This is a genomic window from Flavobacterium sp. FlaQc-30 (genome assembly GCF_044005885.1).
In the GTDB taxonomy this organism is placed as follows: domain Bacteria; phylum Bacteroidota; class Bacteroidia; order Flavobacteriales; family Flavobacteriaceae; genus Flavobacterium.
The window spans coordinates 956,778-978,816 of sequence record NZ_JBIPCO010000001.1; the positions used below are offsets into that span (position 1 = coordinate 956,778).

Consider the following 22,039-nt stretch of genomic DNA (forward strand, 5'->3'; position numbering starts at 1 on the left):
ATTTTCAGAGATTAAAAAATCATTTAAATCATTTAAATCTGTAGCAAAATGAAAAAACATAAAATGAAAAAAACAGCCCTAATTACTGGAGCGACAAGCGGAATAGGAAAAGCAACCGCTCAAATTCTAGCAAAAAATAGCTATAAAATTATTCTTTGCGGCAGACGTAAAGAACGTTTAGAAGAATTAGAAAAAGAACTTTCTGTTTTTACCGAAGTGCATTCGCTTTCTTTTGATGTTCGTGATAAAAGTGATGTTCTTAAAAAAATAGAATCTCTTCCTGCAGATTTTTCAGATATTGATATTTTGATTAACAATGCAGGAAATGCGCACGGTTTAGATCCAATTCAAACAGGAGATTTAGACGATTGGGATGCCATGATTGATATAAATGTAAAAGGACTTTTGTATGTTTCAAAAGCTGTAATTCCGAAAATGACAGCAAAACAATCGGGTCATATCATAAATATTGGTTCAACCGCTGCAAAAGAAGTTTATCCGAATGGGAATGTGTATTGCGGAACCAAACACGCCGTTGATGCTATCACAGCTGGAATGCGAATTGACTTAAATCCGTTTGGAATTAGAGTGGGAGCTATTCATCCCGGAATGGTAGAAACAGAATTTAGTGAAGTACGTTTTAAAGGAGATGCCGAAAGAGCTTCAAACGTTTACAAAGGTTTTGATCCGCTGCAGGCAGAAGATATCGCAGATATTATTCATTTTGTAGTTTCAAGACCATATCATGTAAATATTGCCGATTTGGTTGTGATGAGTACAGCGCAAGCCTCTTCGACTATTGTTAAAAGAGACTAATTTAGATTTTTTAGACTAACTTAGACTTCTTAGATTTGAAGTTTATTACGGTAAAAATCTAAGAAGTCTAATATGTCTAAGCTAGTCTAATAATCTAAAAAGAATGATCAATAAACGCCTTTTAATAAAAAACCTACTTGCTCACAATGACGAGAGCAGTTTTTATGATAAAAAAAGGCAGTTGAATTTACATTCCAGAGAAGGAAAGGGCAAGTTTTTGAAGCATATTTGTGCTTTGTCAAATTCAAATCCAACCAATAATTCTTATATTGTTGTTGGTGTCGAAGATCATGATAATGAGATTGTAGGAGACGACTTTTTTGATGACAGCCGTATTCAAAACCTTGTAAATGCTTTCCTTGAAAACCCTCCTAAAATACAGTACGAAAACGTGCCGTTTCCAAATCTTCCAAAAGATAAAGTAGTTGGATTGGTTACGATTAAACCTAAAAGCAAAATTTCGTATTTTAAAAAAGGAATTCACACCATTCTTGCTAACAGTATTTTTGTGAGGCGTGGTAGTAATTCGATTCCTTTAGAAATTAGTGAAGAAGTTGAAAAAAATTATCAAAATACAGAAACCGTAATTGGTATAGAAAATAGTTCTCGAAATAGCATTCAATATACGCTGGATGGTGTAATTGATTTTATGAATTTTAGGCACAAAGACATGTCGCCTAAATATTACGTTTTTAAAGAATTATTTGTGATTTGCTGGGCTGGTGTTCCTAAAAAATCTAGAGATAAAACATTCTTGTCTCGAGTTGATATTGAATTAATCAACGAACAAATTAAGCTGTTCTACTCAGCGCAAGATGTTGTTACGATTGTTTACGACGATGATAGTTTTACAATAACAGAGTATGTGCCGCTTGGGTTAAACGATAAAACGAGTTATTATCCTTTAGAAAAGCAAACTATCCATTTTTTTGATAATGGCTACTATAAAATTGATCGTGAAATACTTTTTCAGCCTCCAGAATTCAACAGGAAAATGCTTTACCATATTTATAACTCGAATATGGCATTACTTCAAAAATTGCAAAAAGGCATTGCTTTATCAGAGCGGGAATTAAAAGATCTGGAAAATCTTCCTTCGACTTTTATGATTTGTTATTTGAATGGTTTCGAAGAGGCTAAACAAAAACTGATAGATGCTAAATTATTGTTGAAACCTTTTGGGCAAGTGTATTTGTCTTTTAAAGAAGCCTTGCGTGTTTTGCGTAAAATGAAATACGACGTTCAGTAGATAAGGTGCTAAGGTACTGAGATACTGAGGTTCTAAGGTTTTTTCTGGAGAGACGCACTGCAGTGCGTCTAGTTTAAGCCTGTTTGTATGAATTATTGAAATTTCAAATATTTACTGACTTTATCATAAGGAAACAAAATCTTTTTTGGGCCATCGGCGTAAGATGCGGCTTCGTATGAATTATAGTAAAGAAGCAAGCCTTTGTCTGTATAGAAAATGTTTTGAGGCAAATGAAATTTGTCGTTTTCAAACATTAATCCTGTTGCGTTTATATTTGATTTTTGCGGAATGTTATATTGAGTTCTGAATTCCTTTTCGGCGAAAGCCAGAAATGCTGCTTCATTTTTAAAAAGCTGATTGTTAAAAATGGTTTTGCCCGTTTTTAAATTAAAAAGTAAAGATCGAAATCCTTGATAACCATGTGCGCCTCCAGTAAAAGTATAATGGTCTATTTTAATGTTTAAAATTTGATCTGATTCAAATTCTATATTTCCAGTTATTTTTCCTTCCCAGCCAAAAGTGTCGTTTGGGAATTTTTGATGCATTTCTTCATAGGATGTAATAAAAGATTTAGACAATGATTTATAGTCATTCACTTTTATAGAGTCTTCTCCAAAATAAATGATTTCTTTTACCACCGCAAAAACTTTTTTGTTGATGCTATCAGCTGCAAGCGAACTATTTTTTGCTATCGGAATATCGATGCTGATTTTTGGGCAGTCATTTTTGCACGGAATAGTTGATTTTTCTTCAAACGTTTCATTTTCAAATGAAAGTCCTTTATTGCAGCTTATAAAAATCAAACACAAAAAGATTAAAAAAGAACAATGTTTCATATCAATAAGTGTTAATTAAATACAAAGGTAAGAAGTTGTGTCACGATAAAATAAATTAAACGGTAAATTTGTGCTGTAAATAAAGATCTAAAATTTATAACAATATGAAATTCAATACTAAGGTAATACACGGTGGTCAGCATCATGATCCAAGTACGGGAGCTGTTATGCCTCCGGTGTATCAAACTTCAACTTTTATTCAAACAAGCCCAGGAAAACCTTTGGCTGATTATGAATATAGCCGAGCGTCAAACCCAACTCGAAGCGCTTTAGAAAATGCATTGGCAAGTATTGAAAACGGTACTCGCGGTTTAGCTTTTTCATCAGGTTTAGCTGCGACAGATTGTATTTTAAGATCGTTTAAAGCGGGAGATGAAATTATAGCAATGGATGATTTATATGGAGGAACATACAGAATGTTTTCTCGTATTTATAAAGATTCTGGAATTAAATTTCATTTTGTAGATATGACAGATATTGAAAAATTGAAGTCATTAATTAATGAAAACACAAAATTGGTTTGGGTAGAAACACCTACAAATCCGTTGATGAAATTAGCAGATATTGAGGAAGTAGCCAAAATCACAAAAGAGAATAAAATTTTGTTTGCTGTAGATAATACTTTTGCAACGCCTTATTTGCAAAAACCTCTTGATTTAGGGGCGGATATCGTTATGCATTCTGCTACAAAATATTTAGGCGGACATTCTGATGTTATTGCCGGCGCTTTAATTGTAAAAGATGAGGCTTTGGGAGATCAATTGCATTTTCAACAATTTGCAACTGGTGCTACACTTGGACCAATGGATAGTTTTTTAGTTTTAAGAGGAATTAAAACACTTTCATTAAGAGTGCAGAGACATTGTGAAAACGGCGAAAAAGTGGTGGAGTTTTTAAGCAATCATCCAAAAATTGATACTGTTTATTATCCAGGATTAAAAAGCCATCCGTTTCACGAAATCGCTAAGAAACAAATGAAGGCTTTTGGCGGAATGGTTTCTTTTACTTTTAAATCAGGTAAAAAAGAAGATTCTATTGCATTTCTAGAAAAATTAAAAGTTTTCACTCTTGCAGAATCTTTGGGAGGAGTAGAGTCTTTGGCGAATCATCCAGCTTTAATGACACATGCTTCTATTCCAGCTGATAAAAGAGCCGAAGTTGGTATTACAGATGATTTAGTTCGATTAAGCGTAGGTATTGAAGATGCCGAAGATTTAATTGCCGATCTAGAACAAGCTTTAGCATAAAGGTTAAATCTTCAAATAAAAAATCCCAAATTCCAGAATAATTAAGATTGGAATTTGGGATTTTTTTATTCCTATTTTTTTAGAAATCTAGATAATAAATGTATCCCGCATTAAACCAGACTTGCCAATCGTTTGATTTGTTTTCTTTGTAGATGTCTTTGTTTGGATTTAAACCATCGACCCAGTCAGAATTAAAGGCTTGAAAACGTGCTTCAAGCATTAAATCGCTCATTCTGGTTAATTTATAATGAATGCCTGCAGCAGCAGTTGCTGATAAGACTAAATTACTTTCGCTTGAATAGCCATGTTCACGACCATCAGAAGGAGTTAAGTATTTTAAGGGTGTAGTTTCAATAGTTCCCAATTCACCTAAACCAGATTTTGTTTTGGTTGAGTAATAGCTGACAAGAAAACCTAAACTTACATAAGGGCTTAAACTTCCAGGACTATTTTCGTAATCGTGAACTTTCATAAAAGGAGAAAACTCTAATTGCGGTCCAAGATTAATCGTGCTTGTACTTCCGCTCATGGCTTTAAGTCTTTGGACTCCTAATGTTGGAGGATTTTTACTAACCCATTTGCCAAAATGATGAAGATTGGTTTTAGTGAATGAAAACTCAGTGCGCACTTTGAAGTGTTCTGAAAAAAAATGCTCTTTGTTATTATTTGATGAAAAGTTGAGAAAGTGAATGATTCCTATGCCAAAACCTGTATTACCAGCGTTTGTGTCAAAGTTGTTTCGCTCACCATAATCTGATTGAAAAGTTACGGGGCCAAACATAATTCCTATTTCATGTGCAAGAGATGACTGCGCATTTATTGTTGAAATTCCAAGCAAGGCGAAAATAATGAAATATAGGCGTTTACACATTTTTAAGGCTTTCAAATATTGAGTAAATATATAAAAAACGTGATCTATTCAAAATATTATGATCTTCTATTAGAAAATTGGTAACAAAACACTTAATTTTCTAACTTTAAGTACTGCAATTGGATGTAAATTCGAAAGGGAAAAATTGTATTTGATTGTTTGTTTAGAAATAACACAATTCTTCTTCAAAAACGAAAAAAAATAACAATGCATGATCATTTTGATGTATCTTTGTCAGTTGTAACGAAAACGTTTTCTTAAAACGTATTTTCTTATTTTAAAGGGTTAAAAGTTAAACTATTATTTGAATAATTTATTTAAAAAAATGGAACAAAAAATAAATGAATTTATGGCTCAAGTTGAGTCAAAAAATCCAAATGAGCCAGAATTTCTTCAAGCGGTTAGAGAATTTGCAGAAACCGTAATCCCATTTATCGCAGAACGCAAGAAGTATGACGGAAAAAATTTACTTCTTAGAATTGCTGAGCCGGAAAGATCTATAATTTTTAGAGTTCCTTGGGTTGACGACAAAGGAGAAATAATTGTAAATAGAGGTTTTAGAATTCAAATGAATTCTGCAATTGGACCTTACAAAGGAGGAATTAGATTTCATCACACAGTAAACTTATCTGTTTTGAAATTCTTGGCCTTCGAACAGGTTTTTAAAAATAGTTTGACAACACTGCCAATGGGTGGTGGAAAAGGAGGTTCTGATTTTGATCCTGAAGGAAAATCTGATGGAGAGATCATGCGTTTCTGTCAATCATTTATGACTGAATTATGTCGTCATATTGGTCCAGACTTAGATGTCCCTGCTGGTGATATTGGTGTTGGAGCAAGAGAAATTGGTTACCTTTTTGGTCAATACAAAAGAATTAGAAATGAGTTTACTGGAGTTTTAACTGGAAAAGGAATTGCTTATGGTGGTTCTTTAATTAGACCAGAAGCTACAGGTTACGGAGTTGTTTACTTTACAGATCAAATGCTTAGAACTATTGGGCATGATATTAAAGGTAAAAGAGTTGCTATTTCTGGATTTGGAAACGTAGCTTGGGGAGTTGCCTTAAAAATAAACGAATTAGGAGGTAAACTAGTTACTATTTCTGGTCCTGATGGTTATATTTATGATGAAGAAGGAATCTCTGGAGAGAAAATCGATCATATGGTCGAAATGAGAGCAAGTGGAGATAATAGAGCCGAAAGATATTTAGAGAAATATCCAAATGCTGTTTTCCATAAAGGAAAAAGCCCTTGGGAAGTAAAAGTGGATATCGCTATTCCTTGTGCTACTCAAAATGAATTGAATGGAGAAGATGCTCAGAAACTTATCGATAACGGTGTTTTATGTGTAACTGAAGCGGCAAACATGCCTTCGACTTTAGATGCTATTAAATTGTTCTTAGATAATAAAGTACTTTTTGCTCCAGGAAAAGCAGCGAATGCTGGTGGAGTTGCAGCGTCTGGATTAGAAATGACACAAAACTCAATTCGTTTGAACTGGACAAGTGAAGAAGTAGATTTGAGATTGAAAGATATCATGGTGGGAATTCACAACCAATGTAAAAAATACGGTGCAGAAGAAGATGGTTATGTAAACTATGTAAAAGGAGCTAACATTGCCGGATTTGTTAAAGTTGCCGATGCTATGCTTGCTCAAGGTGTAGTGTAAGATTAATTACAATTGAAAAATGCTCTCATTTGTCTTTCAGGATGAATCGAGAGCATTTTTTTTGTGCAGCAACAAAAATTAAATGTACTTGTTTATAGTATATTTGTCTATCTGAATATAGTAATAATGACAAGAAAGGCGCTATACATTTTGTTTTTGACTTTGTTTCAATTTGGTTTTGCGCAAAGTCAATTGTCATGGCAGGGTTATTTTTCCTTCAATGAAATTAAAGATATTTCAGAGTCTTTAAATACAGTTTTTGCCGCGTCAGAAAATGCATTGTTTTTTAAAAACACCGCTTCAAATGTATTGAAGACAAAAACAACCGTCGATGGTCTTTCTGGACAAACAATTTCTGCAGTTTATCATAGTGAAGCTTTCAAAAAAACAATCATTGGTTACGAAAATGGTTTAATGACTATTATTAATGAAACTGACGGAAGCATAACAAAGAAAGTCGATATTATAAACAAACAGCTTCCTTCTAATCTAAAAAAGATCAATCATATAATGGAGCATAACGGATTGCTCTATGTTGCGTGCGATTTTGGAATTGTACAGTTCAATTTGGCGACATTGCAGTTTGGAGATACTTATTTTATAGGAGACAATGGTGCTGAAATAAGCGTAAAGCAAACTACTTTTTTTAACGGTTTTATTTTTGCTGCCACTTCCTCAGGAATTAGAAAAGCAGATGCAGCAAGTGCTAATTTAAATGATTTTAATCAATGGACTGTTGTAAATACCGGCGATTGGTCAAGTGTTGAAGCTTTAGATTCAGAGCTGATAGCAATTAACGCTTCGGGTTATATTCATCGCTATAATTCAATTAGTTTTATTGGTTTTTTACAGCTTCCACAGCCATCCTCTGATATGCGGGCAGTAAACCACAATTTATTTATTACAATCCCTAACACAGTATATGTTTATAATAATCAGATGGTTTTAAGTCGTCAGATTTCAAATGCTCAGGTTTTAGATAACAGTTTAGTTTTTACTTGCGCCACAGCGGTCGGAGATTTATTATATATTGGAACAAAAGATAAAGGATTGATGACTTCTTCGCTCAGCAGTGCTGGAGTTTTTGTAAATAATACGCCGGCGGGGCCTTTTAGAAATAATATTTTTTCATTAGATGTTATGCCAAATGTGCTTTGGGCAGTTTATGGAGATTATGATACTTATTACAATCCGTACGATTTAGATAGTTACGGAATTAGTAAATACGCATCTTCCAATTGGCTGAATATTCCGTATTCTCAAGTATATGATGCAAAATCTATAACAAGAATTATTGTAAATCCTAAAAATGAAAAGCAAGTTTATGCAAGTTCTTTTTTCTCGGGTTTGCTTCGGGTAGAAGATGATGTTCCTAGTTTTTTATATAACGAAAAAAACAGCGGCCTGGAAAGTATAACTTATGAAGGGCCAAATTATAAAGATGTTCGTATAAATGGAACTGCATTTGATAAAACCGGAAATCTCTGGATAACAAACAGCAGGATTAAAAATGGACTGAAGGTTTTGAAAGCCAACGGTCAATGGCAGAGTTACGCAACCAGCTCAATTTTGAATAATGCCGAAACAACCAGTTATGCTAATATTGTTATTGATAGAAATAATACCAAATGGATTTCGACAAGTAACGAAGGTGTGATTGCTTTCAATGAGAGTACAAATACATTCAAGAAAATGACATTTGGTGTCGATGCAGGAAATTTGTCGTCTGCAGATGTGAGATCTGTGATAATAGATACTAAAAATCAACTTTGGATAGGAACTACAAAAGGATTAAGAGTTTTGTCAAACGTGGGAAGTTTTCAATCTGATAGTCAGTTAAAGGCAAATCCGATTATTATCATGGAGGATAATTTGGCTCAGGAACTAATGTATGAACAGTTTATTACTTCTATAGCAGTAGATGGATCAAATAATAAATGGATTGGAACGGCTGATTCTGGAGTTTTTATGGTTTCGCCTAACGGGCAGGAAACAAAATATCATTTTACTATTAATAATTCGCCAATGCCAAGTAATATGGTGAATGATATTAAGATTAATAGCGTAACCGGAGAAGTTTTTATAGCGACAAACAAAGGAATGATTTCATTTAAAGGAGTTGCAACTGGAGCTAATGATGATTTGAGCAATGTTTATGTGTATCCAAATCCAGTTCGCCCAACCTATTCAGGAACCGTAAAAGTGGCTGGATTGTTGGATAAAGCCAATGTTAAAATTACTGATATTGAAGGAAATCTTGTTTTCGAAACCACTTCAGAAGGCGGTACAATAGAATGGGATACAACTGCTTTTGGTAAATATAAAGTAGCCTCTGGTGTGTATATGGTTTTTATCTCGGCGCAAGACGGAGGAGAAACAAAAGTTAAAAAAGTGATGATAATTAGATAATGTGAAAATTGAGATAATTAGATAATTGCTAAATAACTAAGAAGTCTCATAATCTAAAAATATAAAAGTGCTCGTTAAAACAAAAGCCATAGTAATCTCCTCTTTAAAATTTCAGGAAAAAAGCCTGATCGTAAAATGCTTTACGCTTTCAAGCGGCTTGAAGTCTTATTTTGTGCGTGATGCATTTTCCAGTCGAAAAGCGAGTCAGAAAATTGCTTATTTTCAGCCGTTGTCGATTTTAGAGATTGAAGCCGTACATAAAAACAAAGGCACTTTAGAAAATTTTAAAGAGATAAAAACCGCAGTTCCTTTTCAAAGTATTCATACCGATCTTGTAAAAAGCACTATGGTAATGTTTCTTTCAGAAATGCTTCATTATTCCATTCAAGAAGAAGAAAAAAACGAATCGCTTTTTGTATTTTTAGAAACCGCATTGACTTGGCTGGATCATCATGAAGAAATTTCAAATTTTCATTTAATTTTACTTTTAGAAATTACTAAATATCTAGGCTTTTATCCAGATGTTTCAGAAGTTGATCTGCCTCATTTTGAGATGAATGATGGCGTTTTTACACTTTTTTCAGGCGGAAATACACTTTCTGATCACGAAACCAATTTGCTGAAAAAATTACTCGATTTAAAATTTGATAACGATCAAAAAGTTTTTCATGTTTTAGAAAGACAAATGCTGCTAAAAATTATTATTGATTACTATAGTTTTCATTTAGACGGATTCAAAAAGCCGAAATCTTTAGAGATTTTAAAGGAAGTTTTCTCTTAAATAGCCCAAAAGGCTGTTTTTTTTTGCGGAATCCACGTGAAATTACCTGTTATTGGTCTTTTTTCCGTCATCTTTTCTCTATTTCCCTCAAAATTCCTTACTTTCGCACCTCGTTTAAGAAAAGGATAAAATGAGCACAAAATTTACTGAATACAAAGGACTTGACTTACCAACTGTAGCGTCTGAAGTTCTTGATTTTTGGAAGAAAGAAAATATATTTGAAAAGAGTGTAACTACTCGCGAAGGTGCAGAACCTTACGTATTTTTTGAAGGTCCGCCTTCAGCAAATGGATTACCGGGAATTCACCACGTGATGGCACGTGCGATTAAAGATATTTTTTGCAGATATAAAACTCAAAAAGGTTTTCAGGTAAAAAGAAAAGCCGGATGGGATACTCACGGTTTGCCTGTAGAATTAGGTACTGAGAAAGAATTAGGAATTACAAAAGAAGATATTGGCAAGACAATTTCTATCGAAGAATATAACGAAGCGTGTAAAAAAACCGTTATGCGTTATACTGACGTATGGAATGATTTGACCGAAAAAATGGGTTATTGGGTAGATATGGAAGATCCATATGTAACTTATAAACCAAAATATATGGAATCTGTTTGGTGGCTTTTAAAACAAATCTACGATAAAGGTTTGTTGTATAAAGGTTACACAATCCAGCCGTATTCTCCAAAAGCAGGAACAGGATTATCTTCTCACGAAGTAAATCAGCCTGGAGCTTATAGAGATGTTACAGATACTACTATTGTGGCGCAGTTTAAAACTTTGCCAGAAACATTGCCAAGCTTTTTACAAGGTTTTGGGGATATTCACATTTTGGCTTGGACGACAACGCCTTGGACGCTTCCGTCAAATACCGCTTTGACAGTTGGACCAAAAATCGATTATGTTTTAGTAAAAACATTCAATCAATACACTTTTGAGCCAATCAATGTTGTTTTAGCTAAAAACTTAGTTGGAAAACAATTCGGAAAAGGATTTTTCTTAAGTGAAGACGATGCTGATTTTGATAATGTTAAAAACGGCGATAAAAAACTTCCATATAAAATCTTAACCGAAGCAAAAGGAGCTGATTTAGTAGAAATTCGTTACGAGCAATTATTGCCTTACGTATTGCCATATCAAAATGCAGAAAATGCATTTAGAGTAATCGCAGGAGATTTCGTTACTACAGAAGACGGAACAGGAGTTGTGCATACCGCTCCAACTTTTGGTGCAGATGATGCTAAAGTAGCAAAAGAAGCAAAGCCGGAAGTGCCGCCAATGTTGGTTTTAGACGAAAATGGAACAGCTGTTCCTTTGGTGGATTTACAAGGAAAATTCACTTCACATGTAGGTGAGCTTGCTGGTAAATACGTGAAAAACGAATATTATGATGCAGGTCAGGCACCAGAGCGTTCTGTTGATGTTGAAATTGCTATTCGATTAAAAGAAGAAAATAAAGCCTTTAAGGTTGAAAAATACGTGCACAGTTATCCACACAGCTGGAGAACTGATGAGCCGTTATTATATTATCCTCTAGACTCTTGGTTCATTAAAGTAACCGATGTAAAAGATAGAATGTTCGACCTGAACGAAACTATCAATTGGAAACCTAAGTCTACTGGTGAAGGACGTTTTGGAAATTGGCTTAAAAATGCTAACGACTGGAACTTATCTCGTTCTAGATATTGGGGAATTCCGTTGCCAATTTGGAGAACTGAAGACAAAAAAGAAGAAGTTCTTATTGGTTCTGTAGAAGAATTGTACAATGCGATCGAGAAATCTATTGAAGCAGGTTTTCAAAAAGAAAACCCATTCAAAGGTTTTGAAATCGGAAATATGTCTGAATCTAATTATGATTTAATTGACTTGCATAAAAATGTGGTTGATCAAATTACGTTGGTTTCAGCTTCAGGACAGCCAATGAAGCGCGAAAGCGATTTAATTGATGTTTGGTTCGATTCTGGAGCAATGCCTTATGCACAATGGCATTATCCTTTTGAAAACAAAGATAAAATTGACGATAATAAAGATTTTCCAGCGAATTTTATTGCAGAAGGAGTTGATCAAACTCGTGGATGGTTTTATACTTTACACGCTATTGGAACTTTGGTTTTTGATAAAGTTGCCTATAAAAATGTAGTTTCGAATGGTTTGGTTTTGGATAAAAACGGACAAAAAATGTCGAAACGTTTAGGAAACGCAACAGATCCTTTTGAAACAATTGCAGAATATGGTCCTGATGCTACACGCTGGTACATGATTTCAAACGCAAATCCTTGGGATAACCTGAAATTTGATATCGAAGGAATTGCTGAGGTTCGTCGTAAATTCTTCGGAACTTTATATAACACGTATTCATTCTTCTCATTATATGCTAATATCGATGGATTTAAATACGCTGAAGCGGAAATTCCGTTAAGCGAAAGACCAGAAATTGATCAGTGGATTATATCTGAGCTGAATACTTTAGTGAAGTTTGTTGATGAATGTTACGAAGATTATGAGCCAACAAAAGCTACAAGAGCTATTTCTGAATTCGTTCAGGAGAATTTGAGTAACTGGTATGTTCGTTTATGTCGTCGTCGTTTCTGGAAAGGAGAATATGCTCATGATAAAATCGCAGCTTACCAAACGCTTTACACTTGCTTATTAACGATAAGCAAATTAAGTGCTCCGGTCGCTCCTTTTTTCATGGATAAATTATATCGAGATTTGACCGCTTCGACGGGAACTGAGGATTTTGCTAGTGTTCACTTGGCTGAATTCCCAAAATTTGTCGAAAACTTTGTTAATAAAACGTTAGAAAGCAAAATGCAGAAGGCGCAGACAATCTCTTCTTTAGTTTTATCCCTTCGTAAAAAGGAGATGATTAAAGTACGTCAACCGCTGCAAAAGGTAATGATACCAATACTTGACGAGAATCAGAGAGCTGAAATTGAAGCTATTTCTGAGCTTGTAAAAGCTGAAGTAAACGTGAAAGAAATCGTACTTTTAGATGATGATTCAGGTATTTTAGTGAAACAAATTAAGCCTAATTTTAAGGCGTTAGGACCACGTTTTGGAAAAGATATGGGTCTGATTTCCAAAGAAATACAAGCTTTTTCGGCAGAACAGGTTAATCAGTTAGATAAGCAGGGAACGCTGGATATTGTTATTTCTGGAAATAATGTAACTTTATCACTAGAAGACGTCGAAATAACATCGCAAGATATCGAAGGATGGCTGGTTGCAAATTCAAACGGAATTACAGTTGCGCTTGACATTACAATATCTGAAGAATTGAAAAATGAAGGAATTGCGAGAGAATTAGTAAACAGAATTCAGAATATCCGTAAAGATTCAGGATTTGAAGTTACTGATAAGATCAAAGTTCAAATTAAACGAAATGGACTTTTAGAAGAAGCTATTTTGAAAAATGAAGACTATATTAAGTCTGAGACATTAACAGACGACTTGGTTTTTGTAGACGCTTTAGAAAACGGCACAGAAATTGAGTTTGATGATATTAAAACAGTGATATTAATTTCAAAATAAGATAAATACCATGATAGATGAAATTACAAGATACTCTGACGCTGATTTGGCAGAGTTCAAAGAAATAATACAAAGCAAAATTAAAAAAGCACAAGAAGATCTTGATTTGATCAAAAGTGCCTATATGAATGATTTGAATAACGGAACAGACGATACTTCTCCAACTTTTAAAGCTTTTGAAGAAGGAAGTGAAACAATGTCTAAAGAAGCAAACTCTCAGTTGGCTATCAGACAAGAAAAGTTTATTCGCGATTTAAAAAACGCGCTATTCCGTGTTGAAAATAAAACATATGGTATTTGCAAAGTAACAGGTAAATTAATCAGCAAAGAAAGGCTTAAAATCGTTCCTCATGCAACAATGAGTATCGAAGCTAAAAATTTGCAGAGATAATAAACATATCTATCCAAAAAATAACGCTCCTTTTAGGGGCGTTTTTTTTGTTTAATGTTTTTGAGGAATAGTAGTACTAGTGTTTAGATCTATTTGAAAGAATTTATTTTCAAAGAAAGAGATCGTTACTGTTTTTGGGTTTTCCTTTTTTGTAGGAATCGTAATTGCAGAGATAAAAGAAGTATGTTTAAATTAGAACTGCCCAACTTAAGACAGTTCTAATTTTAAGAATAATGAAAATTAAGCAAGATTTTTTTCTAAGTCTGCTTTGTGTTTTCTTAAAACCGCTCTTGTCATTCCAAGATTTGCTTTTTGTGCATCAGCAGCCAAATAAATCATGAATTTTTTGTTAGGAGAAATGTCGATAACGTGAATTTGATTTGAAAGCGTAATTAGAATATCCTCAATGTCTTGATTTAAGTTTAAAGCTTTTACAGCATTTAATTTAGCCTTTACAACTTCAAGGTTATAAGCTGCGGCTAATTCTGGGTCAAAAGCGGGATCAATAGTTAAATTGCCAAAGCTTAATCCTGATTCAATTTCAGTTACAGATACTGCAATAAAGCCATTTACATTAGTTTTCATTTCATTTAAAAACACGTTTAAAAAATCGTTGCTCATAGTTTTTGGGTTTGTGGTTAATAGATTTATGTTATTTCAATAGGGAATTTTTACTAAGTTCTGATGATAGTTCGTCAGTTGAACGCATTAATAAGGCAAGATTGCTTCCTTCTTTCGAAAACACAATGACGAAATTTGTGCCGCTGATTTTGTTTCCAATGACTACACCTTCAGAGGTTTTTAGATAAAGTTGTTTAAGAAGGCCTTTTTCTAGATCAAGAAGAAACTTTTCGCTCATTGATAAAATTGCTGCACTCATAGCGGCAACACTGTCTCCATAATCTAAATTCAGGGAGGTGATGAGTTTTCCTTTTCCGTTTAAAATTAAAGCCGCAGTTGCTTTGGTGCTGGTTAAAAAGTCATTTAATGCAGAAGTGATTTCGTTCATATTTTTGTAGGATTAGGGATGTTGTTAAAAATAGGTGGTATTTCACATTGGTTCGGCAATTTTTTTAATGTAATAACTAAACAATTGTTAATTTTATTAACAAATATAAATTAAAATATGTATCATTGTAATATCAAATCGTTATTATTTTATTTTTTTTACTTATAAAACTTACATTATGGCTAAAGTATTGAAATTCAAGGATGTAAATTCTGACGTCGAGAGCAGAATGAAGGAATTTGAGAAGTTAAGAACAAAATTTAAATCTGATTTGAGCAAAGCTGCGGCAAAAAAAAGTACCGCAGGAGCAGAAGGAAAAGGGCTGCTAAAATCTATTTCTAATTTTTTTGCTGATAGTCCTGCAACAGCAAAAAAGTAGATTTTCGAACTGTGTTTAATGAAAACTGATGAGGTTTAGATTTACTGCAAAGAATTAACGTTCCTTTAGGGACGTTTTTTTTGATTTAATTACTATTTTTGCCCATCAAAATTTCTTAAAATGTCATTACGAAAAGCGTATTTCCTTATATTTTTAGTTTTAATTGTCGATCAGCTTTCAAAAATCTATGTAAAAACAAACTTTGTTTTAGGCGAAGAAGTTGTGATTTTTGATTGGTTTAGAATTCATTTTATAGAAAATGAAGGAATGGCATGGGGAACAAAAATACCAGGAGAATACGGAAAATTAATCTTAACCGTTTTTAGAATTTTTGCCGTATTCGGAATTGGATGGTGGCTTTCTGATGCTATAAAAAAACGCCATTCTACTTATTTGATTGTTTCTATCGCATTAATATTTGCTGGAGCAGCTGGTAATATTATTGATTCTGTTTTTTATGGAGTAATTTTTGACGACAGCACGCATAGTTTAGCAACAATTTTCTCGCCTGAACCATATGGAACATGGTTTCATGGTTTAGTAGTTGATATGTTTTATTTCCCAATTTGGGAGGGTAATCTGCCTTCTTGGATACCCGTTTTTGGCGGAAAACATTTTATGTTTTTTAATGCCATTTTTAATGTTGCCGATATGGCTATCTCTACAGGAGTTGGAATATTATTAGTTTTTAATAAAAGAGCATTCCCAAAACACGCATAAATATTTCAAAATAGTAAAATTCCAAATTCCAATATTTGAGGCATTCATTGCAGGTAAATATTGGAATTTGGAATTTTTCATTATTGGGATTTAATATTATTGTGCTATTTTTACCATACAAAAGCTTAAACTTATGCAAAGTCCGTCTTTCTCTATTTATGATGCCTCTGCAGGATCAGGGAAGACCTATACTTTAGTTAAAGAATATCTCAAAATTATTCTTTCGTCCCCAAAAAATGATGCTTATCGAAATATTCTTGCAATAACATTTACCAACAAAGCGGTTCATGAAATGAAAAGCCGTATTGTTGGGAGTTTGTCTGAATTTGCAAAAGAAGAGCCTTCTGCAAAAGCAGTTGATTTAATGGAAGATTTGTCTCGAGAAACAGGGCTTTCAATTATTCAAATTAAAGTAAAATCTCAAAATATTATAAAGCACTTAATTCATAATTATGCAGCTTTTGATATTTCTACCATAGATAAATTTACTCATAAAGTGATTAGGGCTTTTGCTCATGATCTAAATCTGCCAATGACTTTTGAAGTTACGCTCGATACAGAGAATTTATTGGTTGAGGCAGTCGATGCAATTATTGCTCAAGCTGGTCAAGATGAAACGCTGACCAAATTACTGATCGACTTCACGATGGAGAAGACAGATGATGATAAAAGCTGGGATGTTTCTCGTGAAATTCTAGAAACAGGACGTTTGGTTTTGAATGAGAATAATCGAAATGAGATTTTGCACTTTAATGACAAAACAATAGAAGAGTTTGTTGAGATAAAAAAGAAAATGCTTGCTTTGTGCAAGGATTTAGAGTCAGAAAATGAACAATTTGCGATAGAAGCACTTTCGTTACTGGACGGAAATAGTATTGATTTGAAATCTTTTTCAAGAGGGACATTTCCAAATCATCTTGAAAGTATTCGTGATGGAAAGTTTAATCCAAGAAATAAAACTTTTCATGAGTTTGATGATATTGCAATCAATAAAACGGCAAAAGATAAAGTAGTAATAGAAAACTTGATTCCAGAATTACTGAATATTTTAAAGAAGATTTATAAGAACTTTGAGAAAAGAGATTTTTATAAAGCGTTCTTGAAAAATATTACACCTTTATCATTGCTTAATACAGTTAGTAATGAATTGGCGAAGATTCAGGCAGAACAAAATATTTTGTCCATTTCTGAATTTAATGCTATTATTCATCGAGAAATTCAGAATCAGCCCGCACCTTTTATATATGAACGATTAGGAGAACGTTATCGTCATTTTTTTATTGATGAGTTTCAGGATACCTCAGAAATGCAATGGCAAAATTTAATTCCATTAATTGATAATGCGCTTTCTGGTCAAGATGATTTAGGGAACAAAGGAACTTTGATGATTGTTGGCGATCCAAAACAGTCAATCTATAGATGGAGAGGCGGGAAGGCAGAACAGTTTATTGAATTAAGCAAAGATTCAAATCCTTTTAATAATCCAGATAAGGAAATTAAACACTTAAATACAAACTATAGAAGTTATAGCGAGGTTATTGAGTTTAATAATACTTTTTTTAAACTCATCTCTAGTGAGTTTTCAAACTTAGATTATAAAGATTTGTATGAAAATCATAGTTTTCAAAATACAAATTCAAAAAAAGGCGGATATGTAAATATTTCTTTTCTGCCAATAATTGAAAAAAATGAAGCGGAGGAAGAAGATGCTGTTGAAAAATCTGATTTGTATGTTTTGGAAACATTAAATACAATTCGAAAAGTTGTACAAGAAGGATTTGAATATAAAGATATTGTTATTTTAACTCGAAAAAGAGGTCAGGGAGTAGCAATTGCAAATTATCTAACAGAACAGCGAATTCCGCTTTTGTCATCAGAAACCTTGATGATTCAAAATGCAACAGAAGTTAGATTGATTGTTCATTTATTGAAGTATTTGAACAATAGCAGAGATTTGGAATCAAAAGCACATTTTCTTCATTTCTTAGGGAATACTTTGAGTGTTGAAATGCCAATACATGATTTTATTGCTCAAGGAATGGCTCATAAAAGTGAATCTGATTTTGAGAAATGGCTTTTGACTTTTGATGTTTCACTTTCTTTTGAAAATATTCGCAAAAAATCACTTTACGAAGCTATAGAGATAATTATCTCAAAATTTATTCTTCCATCTGAGGGAAATGCTTATGTGCAGTTTTTTCTTGATATTGTTCTAGAAAGAGATATTAGAAATCAGGCTGGAATTGCTGATTTTTTAAATTACTGGGAAAAGAATTCTGAGAAATTTAGTATTCCCTCTCCAGAAGGAAATAATGCAGTTCGTATTATGACGATTCATAAATCTAAAGGTTTAGAGTTTCCGGTTGTAATTATGCCATTTGCGGAAGAAGATTATAATCGAAAACCAAAAGATAAATTATGGCTTGATACTGAAGCAGAAGATTTGGGAGTTCCAAGAGCTTTGGTTGATAATAGCAGTGCGGTTGAAGGTTTTGGAGAGAGTGCTTCGGCTGTTTTTAATGAAAAGAAGCAAGAAGAATTATTAGATAATATAAATGTCTTGTATGTTGCGTTAACACGTGCAGAAGAACAATTGTATGTTATTTCGCAATCTTTAAAAGAAAGAAAAGATGGAGAGTGGCCTAATAATATGGCTTCCTATTTTATAAAATACCTAATTCATGAAGGAGTTTATGAGTCTGAGAAATTGGAATATGAATTTGGAAGCAAAACAAAACTTTCGATATCGTCAAAAGCTGCCGATTTGGTAAAAACAATTCCGATTGTAAAAGAGGTTCTGAATCCTAAAAATATTAAGATTGCTCAGAGAGAAGCGCTTATGTGGGGAACTCATCAGCAGGAAGCAATATCGTATGGGAATATTGTGCACGAAATCTTGGCTTTTGTAAAAGACAGGTCAGATATTGATTTAGCAGTCACAAAATCAATGGAAAATGGATTAATTACAATTGAGCAGCGGGAAGCAGTTTTGAAAACGCTTTTAGAAATTGTTAATCATCCAGAATTAAGTGTTTGTTTTGATGGTGAAAATCATATTTTAAACGAGCAGACGATTGTCCAGAAAGAAGGGAAGATATTGAAGCCAGATCGAATCGTTTTGACAAAAGATAAAAAGGCATTTTTATTGGATTATAAAACAGGAGCGGTTAATTCAAAGTATAAGCTTCAAATTCAGGAGTATCATGACGCAGTAGAAGATTTAGGGTATAAAGTGTTAAAAAAGGCTTTGGTGTATATAGGAACCGAAATCGATGTAGTAAATTTGTGAAAATATTAATCAGATGTTAAAGAATTATACGGTCAAAAATGGCTTATAGTGTTAATTTTTAACGTTTTAAATAAATAGAAATGTACGGTAAAATTAAAGAACACCTGCAAAAAGAATTGCAGGTTATTGAAGAAAACGGAATTTTTAAGAAGGAACGTATTATAACTTCTGCGCAAGATGCAGAAATAACTATTTCGACAGGAGAGAAAGTTTTGAACTTCTGCGCGAATAATTATTTAGGACTTTCTTCGCATCCAGAGGTGATTCAAGCGGCGAAAGACGCTATGGATACTCATGGTTTCGGAATGTCATCAGTTCGTTTTATTTGTGGAACGCAAGATATTCATAAAACACTAGAAAAAAAGATTGCTGATTTTTATGGTACAGAAGATACTATATTATATGCAGCAGCCTTTGATGCTAATGGTGGTGTTTTCGAACCTTTATTAGGAGAAAACGATGCGATTATTTCTGATAGTTTAAATCACGCTTCTATTATTGATGGAGTTCGTTTGTGTAAAGCAGCGCGCTACCGCTATGAGAACAATAATATGAATGACTTGGAGCAACAGTTAATTAAAGCAAACGAGGCTGGTGCTCGTTTTAAATTAATCGTTACAGATGGAGTCTTCTCTATGGATGGTTTAGTGGCGCCTCTAGATAAAATTTGTGATCTAGCTGATAAATACGATGCAATGGTTATGGTAGATGAATGTCATGCTGCTGGTTTTATTGGAGCAACCGGAAAGGGAACTCTTGAAGCAAAAGGAGTAATGGGGCGTGTAGATATTATTACAGGAACCCTTGGAAAAGCTCTTGGTGGCGCTATGGGAGGATATACTACAGCTAAAAAAGAAATTGTTGAATTGCTGCGCCAGCGTTCAAGACCATATTTGTTTTCAAATTCGCTTGCCCCTGCAATTGTAGGAGCTTCTATTAAAGTTTTCGAACTATTAGAAAAAGATACTTCTTTAAGAGATAAATTAGAATGGAATACAAATTACTTTAAGGAAGGTATGAAAAATGCCGGTTTTGATATAATTGATGGTGATTCAGCAATTGTGCCTGTAATGTTGTATGATGCGAAATTGTCGCAGACTATGGCAGATGAGCTTTTAAAAGAAGGTATATATGTAATAGGTTTCTTTTTCCCTGTAGTGCCAAAAGAAAAAGCAAGAATCAGAGTGCAGCTTTCTGCGGCTCATACAAAAGAACATTTAGATAAGGCTGTAAGTGCCTTTATATCAGTTGGAAAAATGTTAAAAGTTATATAATTACCACATTCGGGAAATTTTTGTAGGTTTTTTTTAACATTTGATTTTGTATTTAAAAAATTTGGTGTTACTTTTGCTTGTAATTAACTAAATTGTAATTAAAAAAATTAAGTATGAAACATCTTAACAAACTTTTAGTTGCTGTGATGATGGCGATGGGTTTAAGTTCTCACGCACAAGACAGTAACAATCCATGGGCGATCTCATTTGGAGTTAATGCAGTTGATACAAGAACTAGTTCTAATTCAGGGAGTGGTTTCTTTGATCAACACTTTTCTCAGCCATTCGCTGTAAAAGACAATTGGAACATTCTTCCTTCATTATCTTACATTGGTGTAAATAGATATGTAGGTAAAGGTTTCTCTGTTGGTTTACAAGGATCTGTAAACAAAATTGATAAATTGGTAACTTTTGCTCCAAATGCAGTAGGACACGATGGAAGAGGAAATGTTGTAACTAATCCTGGTGACTTAATGTACTACGGAATTGATGCTACTATTAAATACAGCTTCCAAGAATTAATCAAATCTAAAGTGATTGATCCTTCGTTATCTGTAGGTGGTGGTTACACTTTCTTTGGAGATAACAGTTTTGGAACTGTTAACCCAGGTGCTGGTGTTACTTTCTGGTTTACAGATGCTATTGGTCTTGAGTTAGCTACAAAATACAAATGGGCTGTAGCTGCTAATGAGGATAAAGCTTATGATAGATCTGTTTTTCAACACACTGCAGGTCTAGTTTTCAAATTCGGAGGTAAAGATACTGACGGAGACGGAATCTACGATAAAGATGACGCTTGTCCAGATGTTGCTGGTTTAAAACAATTCAACGGATGTCCTGATACTGACGGAGACGGAATTGTTGATGCTTCTGACGCTTGTCCAGATGTATTTGGTTTAGCTGCATTAAACGGATGTCCTGATACTGACGGAGACGGAATTGCTGATAAAGATGATGCTTGTCCAGATGTTGCTGGTTTAGCTGCTTTAAAAGGTTGTCCTGATACAGACGGAGACGGTATTGCTGATAAAGATGACAAATGTCCTACAGTTGCTGGTCCAAAAGAAAACGGTGGTTGTCCTTTCTTAGACGCTGACAAAGATGGTGTTGCTGATAAAGATGACGATTGTCCTACAGTATACGGTCCTGCTTCAAACAGAGGATGTCCTGAAGTTACAACTGAAGCTTTAGAAGATCTTAAAGTTCAAGCAAGAGCAGTTTACTTCAACTCAGGTAAAGCTACTTTCAAAACAGGAGACAAAGAAACTCCGGCTAGATTAGATGCAATTAAAGAAATCCTTAAAAACTATCCAAACGCGAAATTCTCTATTGAAGGACACACAGATAGCACAGGTTCTGCTAAATTGAATCAAAAACTTTCTGAAGAAAGAGCAAAAGCTGTATTAGATGCTTTAGTTCAAAGAGGTGTTAATCCAGAAAACTTAGAGTCTAAAGGATTCGGAGCTACTCAACCAGTTGCAAGTAACAAAACTGCTGCAGGTAAAGCACAAAACAGAAGAACAGAAATTAGACACATTGGTTCTAAATACCAAGGTAAAATCTAATT

The 22,039-nt window shown here is 33.7% G+C and carries 17 protein-coding genes; 13 read left to right on the forward strand and 4 right to left on the reverse strand.

Going from position 1 to position 22,039, the window contains the following annotated elements; genetic code table 11:
- Positions 1-63 precede the first annotated feature (63 nt).
- Together ACHRV0_RS04215 and ACHRV0_RS04220 are read left to right on the forward strand one after the other, a co-directional pair.
- Positions 64-816, forward strand: coding sequence for an SDR family NAD(P)-dependent oxidoreductase (locus ACHRV0_RS04215; RefSeq protein WP_395440134.1), 753 nt, complete (start codon positions 64-66; stop codon positions 814-816).
- 103 nt (positions 817-919) lie between these two features.
- Positions 920-2,065, forward strand: coding sequence for an ATP-binding protein (locus tag ACHRV0_RS04220; protein WP_089053295.1), 1,146 nt, complete (start codon positions 920-922; stop codon positions 2,063-2,065).
- 92 nt (positions 2,066-2,157) lie between these two features.
- On the opposite strand, the gene ACHRV0_RS04225 is transcribed toward ACHRV0_RS04220, so the two are convergent.
- Positions 2,158-2,901: a DUF3298 and DUF4163 domain-containing protein gene (locus ACHRV0_RS04225; protein WP_129023373.1), complete on the reverse strand. Its 744-nt coding sequence runs from the start codon at positions 2,899-2,901 to the stop codon at positions 2,158-2,160.
- A 104-nt stretch (positions 2,902-3,005) separates the two neighbouring features.
- On the opposite strand from ACHRV0_RS04225, the gene ACHRV0_RS04230 reads away from it, so the two are divergent.
- Positions 3,006-4,148: a cystathionine gamma-synthase gene (locus ACHRV0_RS04230; RefSeq protein WP_089053293.1), complete on the forward strand. Its 1,143-nt coding sequence runs from the start codon at positions 3,006-3,008 to the stop codon at positions 4,146-4,148.
- A 79-nt stretch (positions 4,149-4,227) separates the two neighbouring features.
- Here the strand turns inward: ACHRV0_RS04230 and ACHRV0_RS04235 are convergent, their stop codons facing one another.
- A complete protein-coding gene (locus tag ACHRV0_RS04235) occupies positions 4,228-5,019 on the reverse strand; it encodes a THC0290_0291 family protein (RefSeq protein WP_395440007.1) in 792 nt (263 codons plus the stop codon).
- Between the two features lie 325 nt (positions 5,020-5,344).
- Between ACHRV0_RS04235 and gdhA the strand changes: the two genes are divergently transcribed.
- The 5 genes from gdhA to ACHRV0_RS04260 all read left to right on the forward strand — a co-directional run bounded on the left by gdhA (position 5,345) and on the right by ACHRV0_RS04260 (position 13,801).
- Positions 5,345-6,688, forward strand: coding sequence for an NADP-specific glutamate dehydrogenase (gene gdhA, locus ACHRV0_RS04240; protein WP_129023375.1), 1,344 nt, complete (start codon positions 5,345-5,347; stop codon positions 6,686-6,688).
- A gap of 126 nt (positions 6,689-6,814) precedes the next feature.
- Positions 6,815-9,097 (forward strand): T9SS type A sorting domain-containing protein, encoded by a 2,283-nt coding sequence (locus tag ACHRV0_RS04245; protein WP_395440008.1) that lies wholly within the window; start codon positions 6,815-6,817, stop codon positions 9,095-9,097.
- A gap of 67 nt (positions 9,098-9,164) precedes the next feature.
- A complete protein-coding gene (gene recO, locus ACHRV0_RS04250) occupies positions 9,165-9,878 on the forward strand; it encodes a DNA repair protein RecO (RefSeq protein ID WP_395440009.1) in 714 nt (237 codons plus the stop codon).
- 130 nt (positions 9,879-10,008) lie between these two features.
- On the forward strand, positions 10,009-13,410 hold the full coding sequence (gene ileS, locus ACHRV0_RS04255) for an isoleucine--tRNA ligase (RefSeq protein ID WP_395440010.1): 3,402 nt from the start codon (positions 10,009-10,011) through the stop codon (positions 13,408-13,410).
- Positions 13,411-13,420: 10 nt separating this feature from the next.
- Positions 13,421-13,801: a TraR/DksA C4-type zinc finger protein gene (locus tag ACHRV0_RS04260; protein WP_089053287.1), complete on the forward strand. Its 381-nt coding sequence runs from the start codon at positions 13,421-13,423 to the stop codon at positions 13,799-13,801.
- A 240-nt stretch (positions 13,802-14,041) separates the two neighbouring features.
- Here ACHRV0_RS04260 and ACHRV0_RS04265 read toward each other — a convergent pair whose 3' ends face one another.
- On the reverse strand, positions 14,042-14,422 hold the full coding sequence (locus ACHRV0_RS04265) for a hypothetical protein (RefSeq protein ID WP_089053286.1): 381 nt from the start codon (positions 14,420-14,422) through the stop codon (positions 14,042-14,044).
- Positions 14,423-14,453: 31 nt separating this feature from the next.
- Positions 14,454-14,810, reverse strand: a complete 357-nt coding sequence (locus ACHRV0_RS04270; protein WP_089057101.1) for a roadblock/LC7 domain-containing protein — start codon at positions 14,808-14,810, stop codon at positions 14,454-14,456.
- A gap of 178 nt (positions 14,811-14,988) precedes the next feature.
- On the opposite strand from ACHRV0_RS04270, the gene ACHRV0_RS04275 reads away from it, so the two are divergent.
- The 5 genes from ACHRV0_RS04275 to ACHRV0_RS04295 all read left to right on the forward strand — a co-directional run bounded on the left by ACHRV0_RS04275 (position 14,989) and on the right by ACHRV0_RS04295 (position 22,037).
- A complete protein-coding gene (locus ACHRV0_RS04275; RefSeq protein ID WP_089057100.1) occupies positions 14,989-15,189 on the forward strand; it encodes a hypothetical protein in 201 nt (66 codons plus the stop codon).
- A gap of 120 nt (positions 15,190-15,309) precedes the next feature.
- Positions 15,310-15,909 carry a lipoprotein signal peptidase gene (locus ACHRV0_RS04280; RefSeq protein ID WP_089053283.1) on the forward strand — a complete coding sequence of 200 codons (600 nt, stop codon included), beginning with the start codon at positions 15,310-15,312 and terminating at the stop codon, positions 15,907-15,909.
- Between the two features lie 133 nt (positions 15,910-16,042).
- Positions 16,043-19,198 carry a UvrD-helicase domain-containing protein gene (locus ACHRV0_RS04285; protein ID WP_395440011.1) on the forward strand — a complete coding sequence of 1,052 codons (3,156 nt, stop codon included), beginning with the start codon at positions 16,043-16,045 and terminating at the stop codon, positions 19,196-19,198.
- Between the two features lie 80 nt (positions 19,199-19,278).
- A complete protein-coding gene (gene kbl / locus ACHRV0_RS04290) occupies positions 19,279-20,472 on the forward strand; it encodes a glycine C-acetyltransferase (RefSeq protein WP_395440012.1) in 1,194 nt (397 codons plus the stop codon).
- 113 nt (positions 20,473-20,585) lie between these two features.
- Entirely contained in the window at positions 20,586-22,037 is a 1,452-nt protein-coding gene (locus ACHRV0_RS04295) for an OmpA family protein (protein WP_395440013.1), read from the forward strand.
- Positions 22,038-22,039: the final 2 nt, after the last annotated feature.

What these genes read in the sequence shown, in the direction of transcription:
- ACHRV0_RS04260 (WP_089053287.1), top strand. Translation starts at nt 13,421, where the DNA reads ATGATAGATGAAATTACAAGATACTCTGACGCTGATTTGGCAGAGTTC.
- ACHRV0_RS04275 (WP_089057100.1), top strand. Translation starts at nt 14,989, where the DNA reads ATGGCTAAAGTATTGAAATTCAAGGATGTAAATTCTGACGTCGAGAGC.
- ACHRV0_RS04265 (WP_089053286.1), bottom strand. Translation starts at nt 14,422, where the DNA reads ATGAGCAACGATTTTTTAAACGTGTTTTTAAATGAAATGAAAACTAAT.
- ACHRV0_RS04230 (WP_089053293.1), top strand. Translation starts at nt 3,006, where the DNA reads ATGAAATTCAATACTAAGGTAATACACGGTGGTCAGCATCATGATCCA.
- ACHRV0_RS04235 (WP_395440007.1), bottom strand. Translation starts at nt 5,019, where the DNA reads ATGTGTAAACGCCTATATTTCATTATTTTCGCCTTGCTTGGAATTTCA.
- ACHRV0_RS04280 (WP_089053283.1), top strand. Translation starts at nt 15,310, where the DNA reads ATGTCATTACGAAAAGCGTATTTCCTTATATTTTTAGTTTTAATTGTC.
- ACHRV0_RS04270 (WP_089057101.1), bottom strand. Translation starts at nt 14,810, where the DNA reads ATGAACGAAATCACTTCTGCATTAAATGACTTTTTAACCAGCACCAAA.
- ACHRV0_RS04220 (WP_089053295.1), top strand. Translation starts at nt 920, where the DNA reads ATGATCAATAAACGCCTTTTAATAAAAAACCTACTTGCTCACAATGAC.
- kbl (WP_395440012.1), top strand. Translation starts at nt 19,279, where the DNA reads ATGTACGGTAAAATTAAAGAACACCTGCAAAAAGAATTGCAGGTTATT.
- ileS (WP_395440010.1), top strand. Translation starts at nt 10,009, where the DNA reads ATGAGCACAAAATTTACTGAATACAAAGGACTTGACTTACCAACTGTA.
- ACHRV0_RS04285 (WP_395440011.1), top strand. Translation starts at nt 16,043, where the DNA reads ATGCAAAGTCCGTCTTTCTCTATTTATGATGCCTCTGCAGGATCAGGG.
- ACHRV0_RS04245 (WP_395440008.1), top strand. Translation starts at nt 6,815, where the DNA reads ATGACAAGAAAGGCGCTATACATTTTGTTTTTGACTTTGTTTCAATTT.
- gdhA (WP_129023375.1), top strand. Translation starts at nt 5,345, where the DNA reads ATGGAACAAAAAATAAATGAATTTATGGCTCAAGTTGAGTCAAAAAAT.
- ACHRV0_RS04215 (WP_395440134.1), top strand. Translation starts at nt 64, where the DNA reads ATGAAAAAAACAGCCCTAATTACTGGAGCGACAAGCGGAATAGGAAAA.
- ACHRV0_RS04225 (WP_129023373.1), bottom strand. Translation starts at nt 2,901, where the DNA reads ATGAAACATTGTTCTTTTTTAATCTTTTTGTGTTTGATTTTTATAAGC.
- ACHRV0_RS04295 (WP_395440013.1), top strand. Translation starts at nt 20,586, where the DNA reads ATGAAACATCTTAACAAACTTTTAGTTGCTGTGATGATGGCGATGGGT.